Source organism: Pseudomonas sp. YuFO8, assembly GCF_035065025.1.
Lineage (GTDB): Bacteria > Pseudomonadota > Gammaproteobacteria > Pseudomonadales > Pseudomonadaceae > Aquipseudomonas > Aquipseudomonas putida_AE.
On sequence record NZ_JAXDEQ010000018.1, the window covers coordinates 87,887 to 107,613 of the forward strand.

The 19,727-nt window shown below is 60.7% G+C and carries 17 protein-coding genes; 6 read left to right on the forward strand and 11 right to left on the reverse strand.

Features of this window, described 5'->3' with window-relative positions; all coding sequences use genetic code 11:
* Position 1 precedes the first annotated feature (1 nt).
* Both SOP95_RS17655 and SOP95_RS17660 read left to right on the forward strand, forming a co-directional pair.
* A complete protein-coding gene (locus SOP95_RS17655) occupies positions 2-1,621 on the forward strand; it encodes a DUF2300 domain-containing protein (protein ID WP_323607784.1) in 1,620 nt (539 codons plus the stop codon).
* Between the two features lie 3 nt (positions 1,622-1,624).
* Positions 1,625-2,437, forward strand: coding sequence for a YfaP family protein (locus tag SOP95_RS17660; protein ID WP_323607785.1), 813 nt, complete (start codon positions 1,625-1,627; stop codon positions 2,435-2,437).
* 55 nt (positions 2,438-2,492) lie between these two features.
* Here SOP95_RS17660 and SOP95_RS17665 read toward each other — a convergent pair whose 3' ends face one another.
* The 10 genes from SOP95_RS17665 to exaC all read right to left on the reverse strand — a co-directional run bounded on the left by SOP95_RS17665 (position 2,493) and on the right by exaC (position 13,867).
* Positions 2,493-3,944: a DUF1254 domain-containing protein gene (locus SOP95_RS17665; RefSeq protein WP_323607786.1), complete on the reverse strand. Its 1,452-nt coding sequence runs from the start codon at positions 3,942-3,944 to the stop codon at positions 2,493-2,495.
* A gap of 529 nt (positions 3,945-4,473) precedes the next feature.
* Positions 4,474-5,220 (reverse strand): S24 family peptidase, encoded by a 747-nt coding sequence (locus tag SOP95_RS17670; protein ID WP_274074435.1) that lies wholly within the window; start codon positions 5,218-5,220, stop codon positions 4,474-4,476.
* 229 nt (positions 5,221-5,449) lie between these two features.
* The gene (gene ppa / locus SOP95_RS17675; RefSeq protein ID WP_003205933.1) at positions 5,450-5,977 is read right to left on the reverse strand and encodes an inorganic diphosphatase; all 528 of its coding nucleotides are present in this window, start codon (positions 5,975-5,977) and stop codon (positions 5,450-5,452) included.
* Positions 5,978-6,090: 113 nt separating this feature from the next.
* The gene (locus SOP95_RS17680; RefSeq protein WP_274074436.1) at positions 6,091-6,903 is read right to left on the reverse strand and encodes a zinc-dependent peptidase; all 813 of its coding nucleotides are present in this window, start codon (positions 6,901-6,903) and stop codon (positions 6,091-6,093) included.
* A 4-nt stretch (positions 6,904-6,907) separates the two neighbouring features.
* A complete protein-coding gene (locus SOP95_RS17685; RefSeq protein WP_274074437.1) occupies positions 6,908-7,564 on the reverse strand; it encodes a DedA family protein in 657 nt (218 codons plus the stop codon).
* Between the two features lie 212 nt (positions 7,565-7,776).
* Entirely contained in the window at positions 7,777-8,238 is a 462-nt protein-coding gene (locus SOP95_RS17690) for a GNAT family N-acetyltransferase (protein ID WP_077186306.1), read from the reverse strand.
* Between the two features lie 116 nt (positions 8,239-8,354).
* Positions 8,355-9,179, reverse strand: coding sequence for an ethanolamine ammonia-lyase subunit EutC (gene eutC, locus SOP95_RS17695; RefSeq protein ID WP_274074600.1), 825 nt, complete (start codon positions 9,177-9,179; stop codon positions 8,355-8,357).
* Positions 9,180-9,184: 5 nt separating this feature from the next.
* Entirely contained in the window at positions 9,185-10,579 is a 1,395-nt protein-coding gene (locus SOP95_RS17700) for an ethanolamine ammonia-lyase subunit EutB (RefSeq protein WP_323607787.1), read from the reverse strand.
* Between the two features lie 185 nt (positions 10,580-10,764).
* On the reverse strand, positions 10,765-12,135 hold the full coding sequence (gene eat, locus SOP95_RS17705; RefSeq protein ID WP_274074439.1) for an ethanolamine permease: 1,371 nt from the start codon (positions 12,133-12,135) through the stop codon (positions 10,765-10,767).
* 211 nt (positions 12,136-12,346) lie between these two features.
* Complete coding sequence (gene exaC / locus SOP95_RS17710; protein WP_274074440.1) at positions 12,347-13,867, reverse strand: acetaldehyde dehydrogenase ExaC; 1,521 nt, start codon at positions 13,865-13,867, stop codon at positions 12,347-12,349.
* A gap of 301 nt (positions 13,868-14,168) precedes the next feature.
* Here exaC and SOP95_RS17715 point away from each other — a divergent pair, with 301 nt between their 5' ends.
* Positions 14,169-16,091, forward strand: a complete 1,923-nt coding sequence (locus SOP95_RS17715; RefSeq protein WP_323607788.1) for a sigma-54-dependent Fis family transcriptional regulator — start codon at positions 14,169-14,171, stop codon at positions 16,089-16,091.
* A gap of 36 nt (positions 16,092-16,127) precedes the next feature.
* On the opposite strand, the gene SOP95_RS17720 is transcribed toward SOP95_RS17715, so the two are convergent.
* Entirely contained in the window at positions 16,128-17,252 is a 1,125-nt protein-coding gene (locus SOP95_RS17720; RefSeq protein ID WP_323607789.1) for a J domain-containing protein, read from the reverse strand.
* Between the two features lie 194 nt (positions 17,253-17,446).
* On the opposite strand from SOP95_RS17720, the gene mpl reads away from it, so the two are divergent.
* From mpl to SOP95_RS17735, 3 genes are read left to right on the forward strand one after another with little or no spacing between them, the layout of a single operon-like run.
* A complete protein-coding gene (mpl, locus tag SOP95_RS17725; protein WP_274074443.1) occupies positions 17,447-18,796 on the forward strand; it encodes a UDP-N-acetylmuramate:L-alanyl-gamma-D-glutamyl-meso-diaminopimelate ligase in 1,350 nt (449 codons plus the stop codon).
* Positions 18,793-19,425 carry a flavin prenyltransferase UbiX gene (gene ubiX, locus SOP95_RS17730; protein ID WP_274074444.1) on the forward strand — a complete coding sequence of 211 codons (633 nt, stop codon included), beginning with the start codon at positions 18,793-18,795 and terminating at the stop codon, positions 19,423-19,425. Before mpl ends, ubiX begins: the two co-directional genes overlap by 4 nt.
* Positions 19,418-19,702, forward strand: a complete 285-nt coding sequence (locus SOP95_RS17735) for a YceK/YidQ family lipoprotein (protein ID WP_323607792.1) — start codon at positions 19,418-19,420, stop codon at positions 19,700-19,702. Before ubiX ends, SOP95_RS17735 begins: the two co-directional genes overlap by 8 nt.
* Positions 19,703-19,727: the final 25 nt, after the last annotated feature.

Here is a 19,727-nt window from a genome sequence, read left to right on the forward strand (position 1 = left end):
CATGCATCGACCTTGGGTCTGGTTGCTGCTGAGTCTGATTCCCGCGCTGGTCACAGCGCAGGAGGAACCGTTACGGCTGGCCTACAAGGATCAACTGCTGACGTTGAGCCACACGCAGCTGCTGTCGCGCGAGCCCTTGGCCGACAGTCTGCAGGCGCCCCTGGGCAGTGTCTGGAAGCTGTTTGTGTATGCCTGGTTGGTGGATGCCGGCGCGCGGGAGCCGGCGTATGAGTGTCGCGGGCAGTCGAAAGAGGAAGTCTATTGCTGCGCTGCGGGTGGCAAAGTCGAGCGGGATCAGGCGTTGGTGAAGTCCTGTGGGTTGTATTTCGAGCCGGCGCGCCTGGCGCTTGACCCTGGCGCCTGGCGTGAATACTGGCAGGCACGACAGGCACCGCAGTGGCTGCTGGACTTGCCGTCATTGCAGCCCGCCACCCGGGTGTCGGTGGTTGAATTGTTGCGCGCGCTGGCGCTGATGCCGGCGCAGGACCAGGCGCGTCGCGTGTTGCTGGATGTGCTATTGAACGCGGCGGATGGCAACGTCGTGGGCGAGCTCGGCAGCCGCTTGCGGGTAAAGACCTGGAGCTGGCTGGGGGATCGGGATGCGGCATCGCGCCAAGGTGGATTCGCCGGTTGGACGGCGGATGGCACGCCGATCTGGGCGGGAGGGCGCGGAACCAGCCAGCGGGTCCTGCGCGACTACGCCCAGGCGTTGTCTGTGGTGGTGCCGGCGTCCTGGCCGGCGGAGGCGGGGCAGTGTGTCGAGGTCGATCTGTTCTCGCGTTATCCACTTCAGCGGGTCATGTCAGGTGACCGCGTGGTGTCCTCCGGCCAATTGCAGGGCGATTACCGCGTCGAGTTCGTCAACGGCAACCAACTGGATATCCACAGTGACGGCGAACTGTTTTTATTCAAGGACAAGCTGGTCGCCCGACTGGATCGCGAAGAGTATGTTGCCCGAGTTCTGCAGCGTGAGGCCAGCGCCGAACCCGCCGAAGCCGCCAAGGCACTGGCCGTGGCCATCCGCACCTACCTGCTGCAAAACGCCACGCGCCACGGTGATTGCCTGAGCATCGACGACAGCAGCCAGCGCCAGCGAGTCGCCCCACGCCCGGCCACTGCGGATACCCGCGCCATCGCCGCCTGGACCAGCGACCTGGTGCTCGCCGGCAGTACGGTGACCTACCACTCCAACCAGCCAGGCCTCGACAAATTGTCCTGGCAACAAGCCGTGGAACAAGCCAGCGCCGGCCAGCGTTACGACGCCATCCTGCTCCACGCCTACCCACGCGCCAGCCTCAGCCGCTGGGACAATCCTGTGGCTTCCTGCGAAGCACTGCCCGCCGCACAAGACTGGCTGCAAAAGCAGCGCCGCAGCTGGCGCCCGCGCCTGGAAGGCGAAGCCGGCTACAACGAAGTCAGCACCTTCGCCGTCTGCCGCCTGGCCTTCGGCCGCCCCTTCGTCGACCGCGAACGCCAGCGCCTCTACGTGCGCGGCGTGCTCTCCCTGCAGGACCGCCTCGACCTGACCCACGAATACCTGCACCTGGCCTTCGAAGCGCACCCCAACGGCCAGGATGAAACCTACATCGAAGGGCTCGCCCGCCACCTTTTGCTGGAATAGACCATGACCCATCGTTATCCACAGGTCTTGCTGCTGCTCTGCGCGATCGCCGTGCTATCGCCGGCAACCGCCGCCGACAGCGTCAAACTCGACACCCCCTCCGGCGGCTGGCGAACCGGCGCAGCCGAAGGTGAAGGCGAGAGTTTTCGCCAGGTCGTCAACTACCCGGCATCGTCGGTGAACACCCCGGCAGGCCAGGCAAACACCGCGCGCATCGCTGGTCAGATCAAAGCTGCGCCGAAGAACGGCGACCCCGGCCGGCTGATCGTCAACGGCGTCAGCATGCCCCTGAAAATCGATCCATCAGGCGGCTTCGATCGACCATTCTCCTTCCCCAACGGCAGCAACAGCGTCGAAGTCCGCAGCCCCGACGGCCAACAACGCCACCGAACCCAGTTCCTCAACGCCAGTGGTGGCGCGACTCCTGCCAAGCTGCGCGTACTGCTGGCCTGGGACAGCGACGGCACCGACCTCGACCTGCACCTGATCACCCCGGACGGCGCCCACATCTGGTACGGCGACCGCGCCGTGGCCAACGGCGCCGCCCTCGACGTCGACGTCACCACCGGCTACGGCCCGGAAATCTTCGCCATGCCTGCGCCGATCAAGGGGCAGTATCTGGTGTATGTGAATTACTTTGGCGGTGGCTATCGCAGTGATGAAGAAGGGCAGGAGGATGCGGTTCAGCCGCTGACCACGGCCCAGGTGACCGTGATTACCGAGGAAGGGACGCCGAGCGAGAAGATGGAGACGTTTCTGGTGCCGATGCGGGCGGTGGGGGAGTTGACGTTGGTGAAGGCGTTCAGTTATCCGTAAATCGCCAGTCGCGCGAACGGCTGCTTGCCAGGCGCAAGCAGCCGCAACATTCACCCTACTTCGCGACCACCAGCGCCGGTGGCTGCCAGCTGCCGTTGCCAGCGGGAAGAATCGAAGGCGGTGCGGTCTTCGGCCAGTAGAGACGCATCACCAGATACACCGTGTCGTCAGGCGCGGGCAGCCAGTTGGGCTCCTTGGCCTTGCCCGGCGAATCCTTCTGTATGTACAGGGTCAGCGAGCCATCCGCGTTCTTCGTCATGGCTGACAGCATCGGCGAATTGATCAGGTAGCGGTTGAGCGGATTCTTGATCAGCAGCTGGCTTTTGCCGTCGTACATCGTCACCGACCAGAAGGCATTGACGGGCGGCAGCTTGCCGGCCGGGAAGGTGAGCGTGTAATTGTGCTTGCTGGTATCGAGCGTCTGGCCGCTGCCGTCGGTGCGCGTGAAGGGGTACATCGCCTCGGCGGCGTCGTTGCCGTACAGGCCGCCCTTCGCGGCACCGGCACGCATGAGCCAGTTGGACTGGTAGAACGCCTGATCACCGAAGAACGCACCGACGTTCCAGCCATTGATATTCTTCATGCCGCTCGAGAGAAACTTGTCGACCTTCTCGTCACCGGCCTTCATCCCAAGAAGGACCGCGGCCTTGTGCTCGAGCGAGAGGTCCTTGAATTCAAATCTCCGGCCGGGACCTACCCCGATGCTTGCCAGCCTGGCCCGGATCGCCTTGTCGTCAGACGATGCTGGCACATACTCCATCGCGGCAGACAGGTACTCGAAGAAGTTGGCCTTGATACCTGCCGTGGTCGCCGGTACGAAATCGATCTTCGGTGCAGCGGGCGGCGCGGGTTGATGAAGGAAGGCGGACAGCGGCTGGATCTTGTAGCCCGCCTGCACCTTCTCGACATTTGGCATGTCGGCCGGATTGAACAACTGGGTGCGGATCAAGGTGAGCGCGAAGGGGGTCGAGGACGTAAACACCTTGTCGATGCCCGGAGGTGTCGCACCCTTCCAGTCAGGCCCTGCAACCAGATAGCTGCCGGCTGCGCTGGCAGTCGCCCGACTGCCGATGTAGCCATAGTTATAGGTGTTGCCGTCGATCAGTTGTATTGAGTAGTAACGCTTTTTGGAGACCGCGGGCACCGTGATCACCAGCGGCTCCGCGCGCAGGTCGGCCCAGAGTATCGAGTACGGCGTGTCGCTGTTTGGCGTAATGACCGCGGTATCGGCGGGCGTCGCGACCCGATGCTCGTTGTGCAGTTGATTGAAGGGGGCCTTGAACTGGCTGGACTTGGGGTCCACCGCGAACTCATTCATCACCGCATAGTTCATGACCAGCGGCAAACCGTAGATAAACCCTTCCTCGGCGATCGCCTTGGTCTGCTCAAGACTCGGCGCGGCCACGCCCTTGGCCACATCCGCCTTGTCTGCCTGCGCAATCGGATCGTTCTTGCTCGCGCACCCCGCGAAAAGCGTTGACCCCGCTACGACAACTGCCGCAGCCATCGTCCAGCCCCTGTATGACATCCTGTTCATTTTTACCTCGTTAGTTATGAGCAACTGCAGGTTATGGGCAGTTGCAAAGAAAACTGGGGATCAGGTCCGCGGACAGCATGCAGACATCAGAAATGCATCTTGCATTTTCGGACAGCCAGCGAGAGGTATAGCTCGGATTTTTGGGCAGTGCATACGAGAGGGGGGATTTCACTCGAGGCGACTCGGGACGGCTTCCATTCAAAAGCCCGGAGGGCGTTATCCCGAGTTTTTTCAGGCGAGTCGGCTTTCTGGCGGGCATTAAAAAGCCGGCTTGTGGCCGGCTTCTCGGGGACTGGCTTGGTTCATTTTTGGTAAACCGCGCCAGCCTTCAAAACGTACACCCGGATCTTGCGTCCGGCTGTGGGACTTGGCGAGAAAGTCATCTGCCTTGTCGGTGCGATCAGGGCCGCTTGGCGGGGTGATGCGCAAATGTGGGGCGCAGCATACTGATTTTTTTGCAGAATTCCCAGTCTGGTGTGTGAGTTGGCGTTTCCTGGGGCTACAGGAACGGTAGCGGTGGTCGTCGTTTGTTCAGTGTCGACCACCAGAACACCCAGCCCAGTACGCGGATGTTCTGTTCTTCGATTTGCGCGGGGCGGAAGATTTCGTCGGGGTAATCGGCGCGGTTATGGCTGCGCATGCGCAAGGCATTGCCGGGCATTCGGTGCAGGTATTTGATGCGCAGCATGCCGTCGTGTTCGATGGCGTAGATTTCGCCGTCGACTATCTGGGTCAGGCCGCGGTCGATTGCCAGGGTGGAGCCGTCGTCGATTTTCTCGGCCATGCTGTTGCCGATCATGGCGGCGCCGATGGCATCGGCGTGGTTGATTTCCAGGGAGTCGAGGTGGCTGCGGGGCAGGCGCAGGCTTTGTCCGCGGTCTTCGATGACGTGGGTCTTTTTGGAGCCGGGGGCCGTGATCACTTCCTTGTAGAAGGGCAGTTCGATGTCGGTGGGCTCGACCACGGTGTAGACACCGCGGATGGCCTGGGCGTCGAAGGTGTGGCCGGTGTCGTCGACCAGGCGCAGGTGCCTGGCGTCTTTCGAGCCTTCGCCGGTTTTTAGCCAGTCGCTGTTGACCGAGAGTTTCCGGGCGACTTCTTCCATGCAATGGGCGGGGACGCCGCGGGTGTACCAGTTGTGTACATTTTGCGGAGCCGTATCCAGGAATTCGGCGAATCCTGTCGTCGTGATGTTCGCTGCTTCAAGGAGCGCTTTAAACCGTGGGCCGCTAGTGTTCTTTTTCATGAACGGGAGTCTACTGGCGCCCGCCGGGGCTTTGAATAAACGGCTCGTTCAAATTTCGAGGGAAATTTACGACTGGATGTGAGGCGCGTTGGGTAAAAAATAAACAGGAAAACCCGGCATTGCAGCGCGTTAAACGAATTGTTTAATACGCTTTACAGACGCGCAAAAAAAAACCCCGGATCAACCGGGGTTCTTCTTGAAGCGTGCGGCTTGAAGCCTGCAGCTGCTCTTAGCCTTTATAGGCAGCAACCGACTTGGTGATCGCTTCGCGGGCGGCGTCTGCGCCGGCCCAGCCTTCGATCTTGACCCATTTGCCTTTTTCGAGATCTTTGTAGTTCGCGAAGAAGTGCTCGATCTGCTGGATCAGCAGCGGCGGCAGGTCGGTGTATTCCTTCACGTCGACGTACAGCTGGGACAGCTTGTCGTGTGGAACCGCGATCACTTTGGCATCGCCGCCGCCATCGTCGGTCATGTTCAAGATGCCGACTGGACGCGCGCGGATCACCGAGCCTGGGGCAACCGGGTAAGGGGTTACGACCAGCACGTCGAGTGGGTCACCGTCGTCAGCCAGGGTGTTCGGGATGTAACCGTAGTTGGCCGGGTAGAACATTGGGGTGGCCATGAAACGGTCAACGAACAGGCAATCGCTGTCTTTGTCGATTTCGTATTTGATCGGCGCGTGGTTGGCCGGAATCTCGATCGCGACGTAGATGTCGTTCGGCAGGTCTTTGCCAGCCGGAATCTTGCTGTAGCTCATTGGGCGTTGCCCCCGTTAGTTGACCAGAAACACTTGGCCGGATTGACCAAAAAGTGGCGGCGATTATAGGCATATTCCTACGTCGACGCCACGTACCAGAGGTCGTGTAGACCTTAGTCGTGTGCCTGATAGACCGGGTTCTCGGCCAGAAGTTGCCGCAGCCTTGCCAGTGGATCCTGGCGATAGAACAGCTTCAGTTGCTCATAGACCTGTGGATAAGCCTCGTGCAGCAAATCCGGGGCACTGAAGAAGTATTCGCTGGTGACGGCGAAGAACTCGGCCGGGTTTTCCGCGGCATACGGATCAATGGCGGTCTCGGCGTCCGGATTGCGCTCCAGTTGGCGGTCGAGATCGTCGTAGGCTTGCTGCATGACCCTGGCCCAGTCGCTCACCCGCATGTCCGAGTGCAGCGGTGGCAGGCCGTTGGCGTCGCCGTTGAGCATGTCGAGCTTGTGCGCCAGTTCGTGGATCACCAGGTTGTAGCCTTCCCAGCCGCCGCTGGCCATGACGCCCGGCCAGGCGAGGATGATCGGCCCTTGTTGCCAGGCTTCGCCGCTGTGCTCGCCGTCCCATTCGTGCTCGACGCCACTGGCGTCACGATGGCGCTGGGGGCTGAGGAAATCGTCGGGGTAGAGCACGATTTCGTGAAAACCCTGGTACCAGTTCAGGTCACCCAGGTGCAGCAACGGCAGTTGCGCCTGGGCGGCGAGCAATAGGCGTTGTTCCTGATGCAGTTCGACCCCGGGCAGGGCGGTCAAGTGTTTGTCTTGCAGGAACAGGACGCAGGCTTCGCGCAGCCACTGGTCTTCGGCGGCACTGATGCCATCGAGAAAACTCAGGTGATGGCGCACCCGTTGCCACATCTCGTCGGCAATCGGGTGCTTGGCCAGGGTACGCCGGCGTCGCCAGGCGCCAAGGGACCACATGCTGTCAGCGTGATGCGGTTTTGGAGTTCGAACCGCCAAGGCGGCTGCGCACAAGGCCAATGATCATCGGCACCAGCGACAGCAGGATGATGCCCACCACCAGCAGCGACAGGTTGGATTTGATGAACGGCACGTTGCCGAAGAAGTAACCCAGGGTGACCAGGCCACCGACCCAGAGAATCGTGCCCAGCACGCTGAAGGCAAAGAAGCGTGGGTAGGGCATTTTCGCGACGCCGGCGACGAAGGGGGCAAAGGTGCGGATGATCGGCAGGAAACGCGCCAGGGTCACGGTTTTGCCGCCGTGCTTGTCGTAGAAGTCGTGGGTTTGCTGCAGGTAGTCGCGCCGGAAGATCTTCGAGTTCGGGTTGCTGAACAATCGCTCGCCGGCCGTTCGTCCGATGATGTAGTTGGTGCTGTCACCGAGGATGGCCGCGAGCATCAGCAGGCCGCCCAGCAACACCGGGTCCATGCCGCCACCGGCCGCAACGGCGCCGGCGATGAACAGCAGTGAATCGCCCGGCAGGAAGGGCATGACCACCAGCCCGGTTTCGCAGAAAATGACCAGAAACAGAATGGCGTAGATCCATGGCCCGTAGTTGGTGACCAGCAAATCGAGGTAGACATCGAGATGCAGGACGAGATCGAGCGGGTTGAAATCCATGGACGGCACCTGTGGTAACGGCCCGACTTGGCAGGCCTGCGGATGACTTCGCGTAAGACTACAGACAGGAGGTAGTATTTCTTACAAGCCGGAAAGTACGGGATTATACGGGCTGGGAAGTGAAAAGCGCGTAGGGTTTGTAGCAGGGGATTTCAGGGTGAATTGAGGACAAGACCGCAGCCTTCGGTCGAAAGCTGCGATCTCTTTTGACCTTACAACTCGTCGCTGATCGGCAATACGTAGTTCTTGAACTCGGTGTCTTCCTTGAATCCGATGGATTCGTAGGTTTTCTGCGCCACTTCGTTGTTGCTGCTGGTGGACACGCGCATGCGCACGGCGTTGGTTTCCTTGGCCATTTTCTTCGCGGTGCGGATCAAGTTGTCTGCAACCAGCTGGCGGCGGGCGTCTTCGGCGACGTAGATGTCGTTGAGGATCCACACGCGTTTGAGCGACAGCGAAGAAAAGCTCGGGTACAGCTGACAGAAGCCCAGCAGTCTGTTGCTGTCGTCATCGGACAGGGCCAGGTAGATCACCGACTCCTTGCGACGCAGGCGTTTCTCGAGGAACGCCCGGGACGAGTCCGGATAGGCCAGGGAGCCGTAAAACTCGCGATATTTGACGAACAACGGGGTCAGCTGGTCCAGGTGTTCGAGGGTCGCTTGAATAATCCGCATGGTAGGTCTCGTCTTCAAGTGGCTGTCTTCACGTGCTTTGGCGGCAAAGGGTACTCACTGGCAGCCGTGCGTCGATCCTGCCTGAAAAAGGTGAGAAAGCGCAATGCGGAAGCGGTTCAGGTTTGGGGCGCATCAAGCAGGAAATTTCCTTTGAGGTCCGCTCCTGCGTCCGATTCCAGCGTTTGCACCTGCGCTTCGTCCTTCAGATTGACCCCGGATAACTGTCGCCGGCACGCCTCGCGCATCAAATACAGCAAACGGTGTGCCGCCATGCCGTAAGTCAGGCCTTCGAGACGCACATTCGAGATGCAGTTGCGATAGGCGTCGGTCAGGCCGACCTTTGGATTGTAGGTGAAATATAATCCCAGACTGTCTGGAGAGCTCAGGCCAGGGCGTTCGCCGATCAGGATCACGGTCATTTTTGCACCCAACAGTTCGCCGATCTCGTCGGCTACCGCGACTCGCCCCTGTTCCACCAGTATGACGGGCGCGATTGACCATCCGTCGGCTGAACTCTGCTCTGCAAAGCGCGCCAGGAACGGCAGCGTATGGCGATGCACCGCCAATGCCGACAAACCATCGGCTACCACGATGGCCAGATCGACTCCGCCAGGATTGGCCGTGGCGTATTCGCGCAGGTTTTTTGCCGATTCCACGCTCAATTTGCGCCCCAGATCGGGGCGCTGCAGGTAGCTGTTGCGATCAGGCGCTGCGCTATGCAGCAACAGGCTCTGACGACCCCGTTCGGCCAGTTGCTCGCTGAGGGCGGCATGATCAAACGGCAAGTGCACCGCGTCTCGCGCCTGGGCGTGGGCATACTGAAAGTCCAGCTGGGCACGGGTGGGCATGCTGGTGCCAGTGCGGCCCAGGGCAATGCGCGCGGGGGTCAGGCGTCGCAGCTCCAGCCAGGGGTTGTGCGGATCGAAGGGTGGTTTTTCCATATCACTCATCCCAATTGCGCCAGGGCCTGGCGGAAGGCCGGTGGCAGGCTGTTACCGAAGAGGACCTTGCCGTCCGCCTGGGTGAAGATGCCCATTTTCGCCAGCCATTGCTCGAACTCCGGCGCAGGCTTGAGCCCCAGCGTCTGCCGGGCGTACAGCGCATCGTGGAACGACGTGGTCTGGTAATTGAGCATGATGTCGTCTGAGCCAGGGATACCCATGATGAAATTGATCCCGGCCACTCCGAGCAGGGTCAACAGGGTGTCCATGTCATCCTGGTCCGCCTCGGCGTGGTTGGTGTAGCAGATGTCGCAGCCCATCGGCACCCCCAGCAGTTTGCCGCAGAAGTGGTCTTCGAGGCCGGCGCGGATGATCTGTTTGCCGTTGTAGAGATATTCGGGGCCGATGAATCCGACAACGGTGTTCACCAGGAACGGATTGAAATGGCGGGCCACCGCGTAGGCCCTGGTTTCGCAGGTCTGCTGGTCGATGCCGTGATGGGCATTGGCCGACAGGGCGCTGCCCTGGCCGGTTTCGAAATACATCAGGTTCTTGCCGAGCGTGCCGCGATTTAGGCTCAACCCGGCGTCGTAACCTTCCTTGAGCACATTCAGATTGATGCCGAAGCTGGCGTTGGCCGCCTCGGTGCCGGCAATCGACTGGAACACCAGGTCCAGGGGGACGCCGCGATTGACCGCTTCGATTGAAGTGGTGACGTGGGTCAGCACACAGGCCTGGGTCGGGATTTCGTAGCGCTGGATGATCGCATCGAGCATTTCCAGCATGGCGCAGATCGAGGCGATGCTGTCGGTGGCCGGGTTGATGCCGATCATGGCATCGCCGTTACCGTGCAGCAGGCCATCGAGAATGCTCGCAGCGATGCCGGCCGGTTCATCAGTGGGGTGATTGGGTTGCAGGCGGGTGGACAGGCGGCCGCGCAGACCGAGGGTGCCGCGGAACTGCGTGACCACGCGGATTTTCTGCGCGACCAGGATCAGGTCCTGTACGCGCATGATCTTCGAGACGGCCGCGACCATTTCCGGGGTCAGGCCGGGGGCGAGGGCGCGCAGGACCTGTTCGTCGGCGGCATCGCTGAGCAGCCAGTCGCGAAAACCGCCGACGGTGAGATGGCTGACCACCGCAAAAGCCTGTTTATCATGGGTGTCGATGATCAGCCGGGTGACTTCATCGGCTTCGTAGGGAATCAGCACTTCCTGCACGAAGTGGCTCAGCGGAATGTCGGCCAACGCCATCTGCGCCGCCACGCGCTCGCCGTCGTTGAGGGCGGCGATGCCGGCCAGATAGTCCCCGGAGCGCGCCGGGGTTGCCTTGGCCATCACTTCCTTGAGGTTTTCGAAGCGGTAGGTCTGGGCGCCGACGGAATGGGCAAATACGGCCATGGGCGGTGTCCTCCAAATAACTCAAATTCATTTCCGACCCTTTGTAGGAGCTGTCGGGTGCAACGAGGCTGCGATCTTTTGATCTTGCTTTTAAAGATCGCAGCCTCGTTGCACTCGACAGCTCCTACAGGGGGGTGTGCACGTCCATAGGGCGTTGCCGGGCAACGGGCCCGGCGCCGGTGCAACTAGATACCTTCGAGCATAGCGTCCGCCGGTGCTTCGGAACGTTGCCGCGCGGTCAGTTGGAAATACAGGTAGCCGGCGGCCATGAAGCCGAGGAAGACCACGCCGATCAAGGTGTTGAACCACGCCATCGCCACCAGGCACACCAGCGCCAGGAACAGCGCGATCCCCGGTACGATCGGATAGCCCGGCGCGCGGAAGGTGCGCTCCAGGTTCGGCTCGGTTTTACGCAGCTTGAACAGGCTCAGCATACTGATGATGTACATCACGATGGCACCGAATACCGACATGGTGATCATGGCCGCCGTCAGCGACATGCCTTGCAGGTTGACCAGGCCATCGCTGTAGATGGCCGCAATGCCGATCACCCCACCGGCCAGGATCGCCCGATGCGGGGTCTGGAAGCGCGAGAGCTTGGCCAGGCTGCGCGGCAGGTAACCGGCGCGGGCCAGGGCGAAGAACTGGCGCGAGTAGCCGAGAATGATCCCGTGGAAACTCGCCACCAGGCCAAACAGGCCGATCCACACCAGCATGTGCATCCAGGTTGAATTGTTGCCAACCACCGCTTTCATGGCCTGGGGCAGCGGGTCGTTGATGTTTGCCAGCTGGCGCCAGTCGCCGACGCCACCGGCCATCACCATTGTGCCGATGGCCAGGAACACCAGGGTCAGGATGCCGCTGACGTAGGCCCTGGGAATCGTGCGTTTGGGGTCCTTGGCTTCCTCGGCGGCCATGGCTGCGCCTTCGATGGCGAGAAAGAACCAGATGGCGAAGGGAATGGCCGCGAAAATGCCGGGAATGGAAGCAATGGTGAATTCGCTGGAGCCAGACCAGCCATTGAGTACGAAGTTACTGAAACTGAAGCCTGGCGCGACCACGCCCATGAAGACCAGCAGTTCGGCGACTGCCAGCACGGTCACCACCAGTTCGAAGGTGGCGGCGATGCTGACACCGAGGATATTGAGGGTCATGAACACGAAGTAGGCGCCCACCGCGGCGATTTTCGGGTCCAGTTCCGGGTATTGCACGTTGAGATAGGCGCCGATGGCCATGGCGATGGCCGGCGGCGCGAATACGAATTCGATCAGGGTGGCGATGCCGGCGATCAATCCGCCTTTTTCACCGAAGGCCCGTCGACTATAGGCAAACGGCCCGCCGGCATGGGGAATGGCCGTGGTCAATTCGGTAAAACTGAAGATGAAGCAGGTATACATCGTTGCCACCATCAGTGCGGTGACGAGGAACCCCAGGGTCCCGGCGGTGCCCCAGCCATAACTCCAGCCGAAGTATTCGCCGGAGATCACCAGGCCAACGGCAATGCCCCATAGATGCAGGGTGCCGAGTGTGGGTTTGAGCTGTGTGGAAGAAGTCATAAGTCCTCGCTGTTTTTTTTTGATCTTGTTGGACTTGCGTGAGTTGCGTTTGGGTGTGATGCGGGCACGCAAAGCCCGTGCCAGAGCGGCCAGGCCTTGAGTGTTATGTCAATGAGGGCGCCTTCGCCGGCAAGCCGGCTCCTACAGGTGCGGTGTGATCCTTGTAGGAGCTGGCTTGCCAGCGAAAGCCGTTACACGGTGTCGCGCCAGGTTAGAAGAAGCCCAGCGGATTGATGTCGTAGCTCACCAGCAGGTTTTTGGTCTGCTGATAGTGGTCGAGCATCATCTTGTGGGTTTCACGGCCGACGCCGGACTTCTTGTACCCGCCGAACGCGGCGTGCGCCGGGTACAGGTGGTAGCAGTTGGTCCAGACACGACCGGCCTTGATGGCGCGGCCCATGCGGTAGGCACGGTTGATGTCGCGGGTCCAGAGGCCGGCACCGAGGCCGAACTCGGTGTCGTTGGCGATGGCCAGGGCTTCGGCTTCGTCCTTGAAGGTGGTGATGCTCACCACCGGGCCGAAGATTTCTTCCTGGAACACGCGCATCTTGTTGGTGCCCTTGAGCAGGGTCGGCTGGATGTAATAACCGGAGGCCAGGTTGCCCTCGAGTTTTTCCACCTTGCCGCCGGTCAGCAGCTCGGCGCCTTCGCCCTTGGCGATTTCCAGGTACGAAAGAATCTTGTCGAACTGCTGCTCGGACGCCTGGGCGCCGACCATGGTGTCGGTGTCCAGCGGGTCGCCACGTTTGATTTGCAGGACTTTCTTCATCACGACGGCCATGAACTCGTCATAGATCGATTCCTGCACCAGTGCGCGGGACGGGCAGGTGCAGACTTCACCCTGGTTGAAGAACGCCAGCACCAGGCCTTCGGCGGCTTTTTCGATGAAGGACGGTTCGGCCTTCATGATGTCTTCGAAGAAGATGTTCGGCGACTTGCCACCCAGCTCCACGGTGGACGGAATGATGTTTTCGGCGGCGCATTTCATGATGTGCGAGCCGACCGGGGTCGATCCGGTGAAAGCGATCTTGGCGATGCGCTTGCTGGTGGCGAGGGCTTCGCCGGCTTCTTTGCCGTAACCCTGGACAATGTTCAGCACGCCCGGTGGCAGCAGGTCGCCGATCAGCTCGACCAGTACGGTGATGCCCAGAGGGGTTTGCTCGGCAGGCTTGAGCACCACGCAGTTACCGGCGGCCAGGGCCGGGGCGAGTTTCCAGGCGGCCATCAGGATCGGGAAGTTCCACGGAATGATCTGCCCGACTACGCCCAGGGGTTCATGGATGTGATAGGCCACGGTGTTGCCGTCGATTTCGGCAGCGCTGCCTTCCTGGGCGCGGATGCAGCCGGCGAAGTAGCGGAAATGGTCGGCAGCCAGCGGGATGTCGGCATTGAGGGTTTCGCGCACGGCCTTGCCGTTGTCCCAGGATTCGGTGATCGCCAGCAGTTCCAGGTTCTGTTCGATGCGGTCGGCGATTTTCAGCAGCACCAGCGAGCGTGCCTGGGCGGACGTGGCGCCCCAGGCATCGGCGGCCGCGTGGGCAGCGTCCAGGGCCTTGTCGATGTCTTCGGCCGTGGAGCGTGGGAATTCGGCAATGGGTTGGCCATTCACTGGCGAGGTATTGGTGAAGTACTGACCTTTGACAGGCGCGACGAACTCGCCGCCGATGTAGTTACCGTATTTGGCTTTGAACGAAACGATAGCGCCTTCAGTACCGGGGTGAGCGTAACGCATGATGTTTTCTCCTTGGTTCTTGTGCTTATAAGGAAGACGCGCGTGTGCGCTTGCTTTAAGCGTAGAGCAAGGGCCGGGCCACTGCCTTGCAGGTCATGTAAATCAAGGCCTTGCGCGGTTTTTGTCGGACGGGCGGAGAGTGCTTGTGACGCTTTCGGTACAGTGCTCGTGACACTTTGTACCGTTTTTGGCACAGGCTGTGACTGGCCGGTCTCGCCAGCATTGCAATGCTGGCCCGGCTGGAGGATGCTCGGCATCACCGCATGCACGGGTCGCCGAGCCCCGGGGAGCATAATAAGAAATGCACGACAACCATTTGAGTCGCCATGCCCAGCAGGTGTTGACCGTCGCCCAGGGCAAGGCCCACCTGCAGGGGCCGGGCAGCGATCCGTCCATCGCCCGTTCCTGGCTTCGGTGCCTGGAGGACTATCATCTCGACCCCGCCCTGACCATGGCGCCGACGGTGCTGGAACATGGCCGCGTCCTGGAAAGCCGCGAGCGCTTGCAGCAGGTGCTGCACATCGCCGGCAATGAAATGACCAGCCTTCATCAGCAACTCTCCGGTGCCGGCCACGCTGTGCTGTTGACCGATGCTCGCGGGGTGATCCTCAATTGCGTGACGGCACCGGCCGAACGCAAGATTTTCGAGCGTGCCGGCCTCTGGCTGGGCGCCGACTGGAGCGAGGCCTGTGAAGGCACCAACGGCATCGGCACCTGCCTGGTGGAGCGCCAGTCGCTGACCATTCACCAAGATGAGCATTTCCGCGGGCGACACACCGGCCTGACCTGTTCGGCAAGCCCGGTATTCGATCCGCACGGCGAGCTGTTGGCGGTTCTCGACGTGTCCTCTGCCCGGCACGAGGTCTCGCGGCAAAGTCAGTTTCACACCATGGCCCTGGTCAATCTTTCGGCGAAGATGATCGAGAGCTGCTATTTCCTGCGTTGTTTCGACAATCAATGGCTGCTGCGTTTTCATCTGCAGGCCGAGTCCGTCGGTTTGTTCAGCGAAGGGCTGCTGGCGTTCGACGGTGAAGGGCGGATCTGCGCGGTCAATCAGAGCGCACTGAACCTGCTGGGGCATATCCGTGGCGGCTTGCTGGGCAAGCCGGTGGAGGCGTTTTTCGACTGCTCGCTGGACGAACTGCTCGGCCGCGCGAGCGTCAACGCCAGCGCCAGCTGGCCACTGCGCACCCGTGACGGACGCAACCTGTTCGCCGTGTTGCGCGGGCAGTCGCGTAAAGCGCCGGTAACGCCGGTGCCGCTGGTGCCAGGCCCGGTGGTGGAAGAGCGCTCGCGCTTGTCGGGCATTTGCCTCGGCGATCCAACGTTGCAGGCGGATTTCCGCAAGGCCCTGCGCGTATACGAGCGGGACGTCCCTTTGCTGATCAACGGCGAAACCGGTTCGGGCAAAGAAGCCTTCGCCAAGGCCGTGCACCAGGCCAGCCAGCGAGCGGAAAAAGCCTTCGTCGCCCTCAACTGTGCGGCCATCCCCGAAAGCCTGATCGAGAGTGAGCTGTTCGGCTATCGCGGCGGCAGTTTCACCGGTGCGCGCAAGGAGGGCATGCGCGGCAAGTTGCAGCAGGCCGATGGCGGGACCTTGTTCCTCGACGAAATCGGCGACATGCCCCTGGCCATGCAGACCCGTTTGTTGCGCGTGCTGGAAGATCGGCAAGTGGTGCCAATCGGTGGCGAGCCGGAATCAGTCAACGTGCGGATCATCAGTGCCACGCACCGCAATCTGCTGGAGCGGGTGCAGGACGGCGGTTTTCGCGAGGATCTTTATTATCGGCTCAATGGGCTCGAAGTCGCGTTGCCGGCGTTGCGCGAGCGCAGTGACAAATCGCAGTTGCTCGACTTCCTGCTGGCCGAGGAGGCGCGCGGGGAAACCGTGCTGATCGACGGGCCGGCGCGCGAGGCGTTGTTGGGATTCGCCTGGCCGGGCAACGTGCGGCAGATGCGCAATGTGTTGCGTACGTTGGCGGCGTTGTGTGACGGCGGACGGATCGGGCTGGAGGATCTGCCGGCGATGATTCGTCAGGCGCAGCCGGTGGTCGTGCCAAAAATTGAAGAGCCTTGCGAACATCCGCTGGAAGATGCCGAGCGGCTGGCGCTGTTGAATGCGCTGGAGCATACGCGCTGGCATATGACGAATACGGCTGAGCTGTTGGGGCTCAGCCGCAATACCCTCTACAGGAAGCTACGCAAGCACGGGATCTCCCGTTAGGGAGTGGGTGTTTGAGTGAACCTGAACAACTGTGGCTCAACGAAAAAATGTATCCGGGAAGTCATCGAATAGAGTTTCATCAAACTCCATGGTCTTCTGATATTGCCGTAGTTGCTTTAGCCATGATTTCAGGACTTTAGGATCCTTGAGCTGTTCATGCAGAACGCTTAGCTCTTCGATGTCAGTGTTCAACATGTCGAGTTGGTGTTGATAGATGTCAGGCAGGTTCTGAACGGATAGCTCATCGAATGGCTCGAGATTGAATTGTTGCCTGAAAGACAGTTCAAGGTTGAGCACTTCCAGTTCCAACTCATCCAGTTGCTCGGTCAGGACCTGGTTGTAGTGCTTGAGTCGATCAGCAGACAGTGTTTCAAGAGTGCTCGCATTGATGTGCTCCATTTCCAACTGCAGTTGCAGCAGTTCGAGCAAGTTCCGTTCGCTATATGCCTGGTTGACGCGCTGCATCAGCGATGTCTTTCGTTTGCGCTCGTCCGGATCGGTTTCCCGGTCGGGGTGCAGGGCACTGGCCAGTTTGCGGTAAACCTCGCGAATAGATTGACTGACTTGGGCAGCCTCTTCTTTCAGGCGCTGTTGGCGTGCGTTTTTTTTACCCGGTTTTTGCTGCTGTGCGGTGTGTTCAGCTTGCTGCTGTTCAATAATTTTTTGCGCAATGTCTTCAGGGGACTGCATGTCGACATCATCGTCCAACTCAACACCGAAAATGTCTTTCAGGCCGAGTTTGAATAATTCGTCTCCTTCACGCTCATCTGCGTCAAAGTCACCGCCGCTATGCTTGTTGTACAGCGCTTTCAAAGCGGCTTCCTGCTCCTCATTACAGCCGCGATCGATCAATGAGTAAGCTTGGTCAAGTATTTCCTGAACCAAGGTCCGGCGATCGACTTTCGAGAGCTTGATCCGTTCGCTGAGATGATCCAAGGCATGCACAAGCTCAACATTGCATTGATGAAATTGCTCGAGCCGGGGGGCGAACTCGAGATGCCAACGTTCGATATACAGGGGAGTAGCGGATTGCCATTCCTGAAGCACCAGGCGTTGTTTTTCGATCTTCTTGATGAGCCCGTTGAATTTCCGCTGTCCAGCGGAAAGTTTTTTCGTGCCTGAGGCAGGTGCGATGTTGATCTGGGAAGTGTTGTTCTTCACGGACTGCTCCAAGTGAACGTTCAAGGGATGAGCGGCATTATCAAGGTAAATCCAGCCTGGAACAGCGCATTCTGATGCCAAGTGTTTTCGGATGATGCAATAGTGTAGAGGGAAGCAGCATGGGTCAGCTCAAACACAAGGTGCGATTTTCCCCTCCCTAAGCTAACCTGCGGCCATGTTTTACGAGGTCGACTATGCACATTCATATTCTGGGTATCTGCGGCACTTTCATGGGTTCGATGGCGGTCCTGGCCAAAGAGCTCGGCCATCACGTGACCGGCTCCGATGCCAACGTCTACCCGCCAATGAGCACTCAGCTCGAGGCGCAGGGCATTGAGTTGACCCAGGGCTACGACCCGGCGCAACTGGACCCGGCCCCCGATCTGGTGGTCATCGGCAACGCCATGTCGCGCGGCAACCCGGCGGTCGAATACGTGCTGAACAAAGGCCTGCCTTACGTTTCCGGCCCGCAATGGCTGGCCGACCACGTGCTGCAGGGCCGCTGGGTACTGGCGGTCGCCGGTACGCACGGCAAGACCACCACCAGCAGCATGCTCGCCTGGGTGCTGGAGCACGCGGGCATGAGCCCGGGCTTCCTGATCGGCGGTGTACCGCAGAACTTCTCGGTATCGGCGCGCCTGGGTGACACACCGTTTTTCGTGATCGAAGCCGACGAGTACGACAGCGCGTTCTTCGACAAACGCTCCAAGTTTGTTCACTACCGTCCGCGCACGGCGATCCTGAACAACCTGGAGTTCGACCACGCCGATATCTTCCCGGATCTGCCGGCCATCGAGCGACAGTTCCACCATCTGGTGCGAACCATCCCGAGCGAAGGCCTGGTGATTCATCCGACTACCGAACCGGCCTTGCTGCGCGTGATCGAAATGGGTTGCTGGACCCCGGTGCAAACCACCGGTGCCGGCGGGCAGTGGCAGGTCAAGCTGCTCAGTGAGGATGGCTCGAAGTTCGAAGTGATGTTCGAAGGTGTCGCTCAAGGCGTGGTCGATTGGGACATGACCGGCCAGCATAACGTGGCCAACGCATTGGCCACCTTGGCTGCCGCGCGCCATGTTGGCGTGGTTCCGGCCATGGGCATCGCCGCCTTGAGCGCCTTCAAAAGCGTGAAGCGACGCATGGAAAAAGTCGCAGAGGTGCGCGGCATCACCATCTACGATGACTTCGCTCACCACCCGACGGCCATCGCCACCACACTCGACGGCCTGCGCAAGCGCATTGGCGATGCGCCGTTGATTGCGATCATCGAACCGCGCTCCAACTCCATGAAGCTGGGCGCGCACCGTGACGGCTTGCCGGAGAGCGTGGTCGATGCCGACCAGGTGATCTGGTATGCACCGGCCAATCTCGGCTGGGATCTGGCCGGCACCGCGGCGCTGTGCACGGTACCGTCGATTGTCAGCGACTCGCTGGAAGGCATCATCGAGCGGGTCAAGAGCCAGGCCCAGCCGGGCACCCACGTGGTGATCATGAGCAACGGCGGCTTCGGCGGCCTGCACGGCAAGCTGGCCGAGGCGCTCAAATGAGTAACGGTCCGGACCGCATCACGCTGGCGATGACGGGCGCTTCCGGCGCCCAGTATGGCTTGCGCCTGCTCGATTGCCTGGTGCGCGAAGAGCGCGAAGTGCACTTCCTGATTTCCAAGGCCGCGCAACTGGTGATGGCCACCGAAACAGACGTCACGCTACCGGCCAAGCCACAGATGATGCAGGCCTTCCTCACCGAATACACCGGTGCTGCCGCTGGGCAGATTCGGGTCTACGGCAAGGAAGACTGGATGTCGCCGGTGGCCTCGGGCTCCGGTGCGCCGGCGGCGATGGTGGTGGTGCCGTGCTCCACCGGGACCCTGTCGGCCATCGCGACGGGAGCGTGCAACAACCTGATCGAACGCGCCGCCGATGTCACGCTCAAGGAGCGCCGGCAGCTGATCCTGGTGCCCCGTGAAGCGCCATATTCGAGTATTCACCTGGAACACATGCTCAAGTTGTCGAACATGGGCGTGACGATTTTGCCGGCCTCGCCGGGTTTCTATCATCAGCCACAAACCATCGACGACCTGATCGATTTCGTCGTGGCGCGGATCCTCAATCTGCTGAACATTCCTCAGGACATGCTGCCGCGTTGGGGCGAATACCATCTGACCAGCGATGAGTAAGTGGTTGGTTATAGTGCTGGCGTTACAGCTGGCGGGATGTGCGACGGCGCGTACGCTGGATGCGGCCAAGCCAGGCGCGCCAGTGGTGTACTCCGGGACGCGGCTGGATTTGTATGCGCTCAATGGCGGTTGTTGCGCGATGGACCGCTTCGGCGCCGAGGCACCGAGCTATCCGGGTGTTGATCTGCCGGCCAGTGCGTTGCTCGACACACTGTTGTTGCCATTGTCGTTGCTGACGGTGATCGGCGTGAGTTTCCAGGCAACCGGCGGATTGTAAAAACAAAAGATCGCAGCCTTCGGCA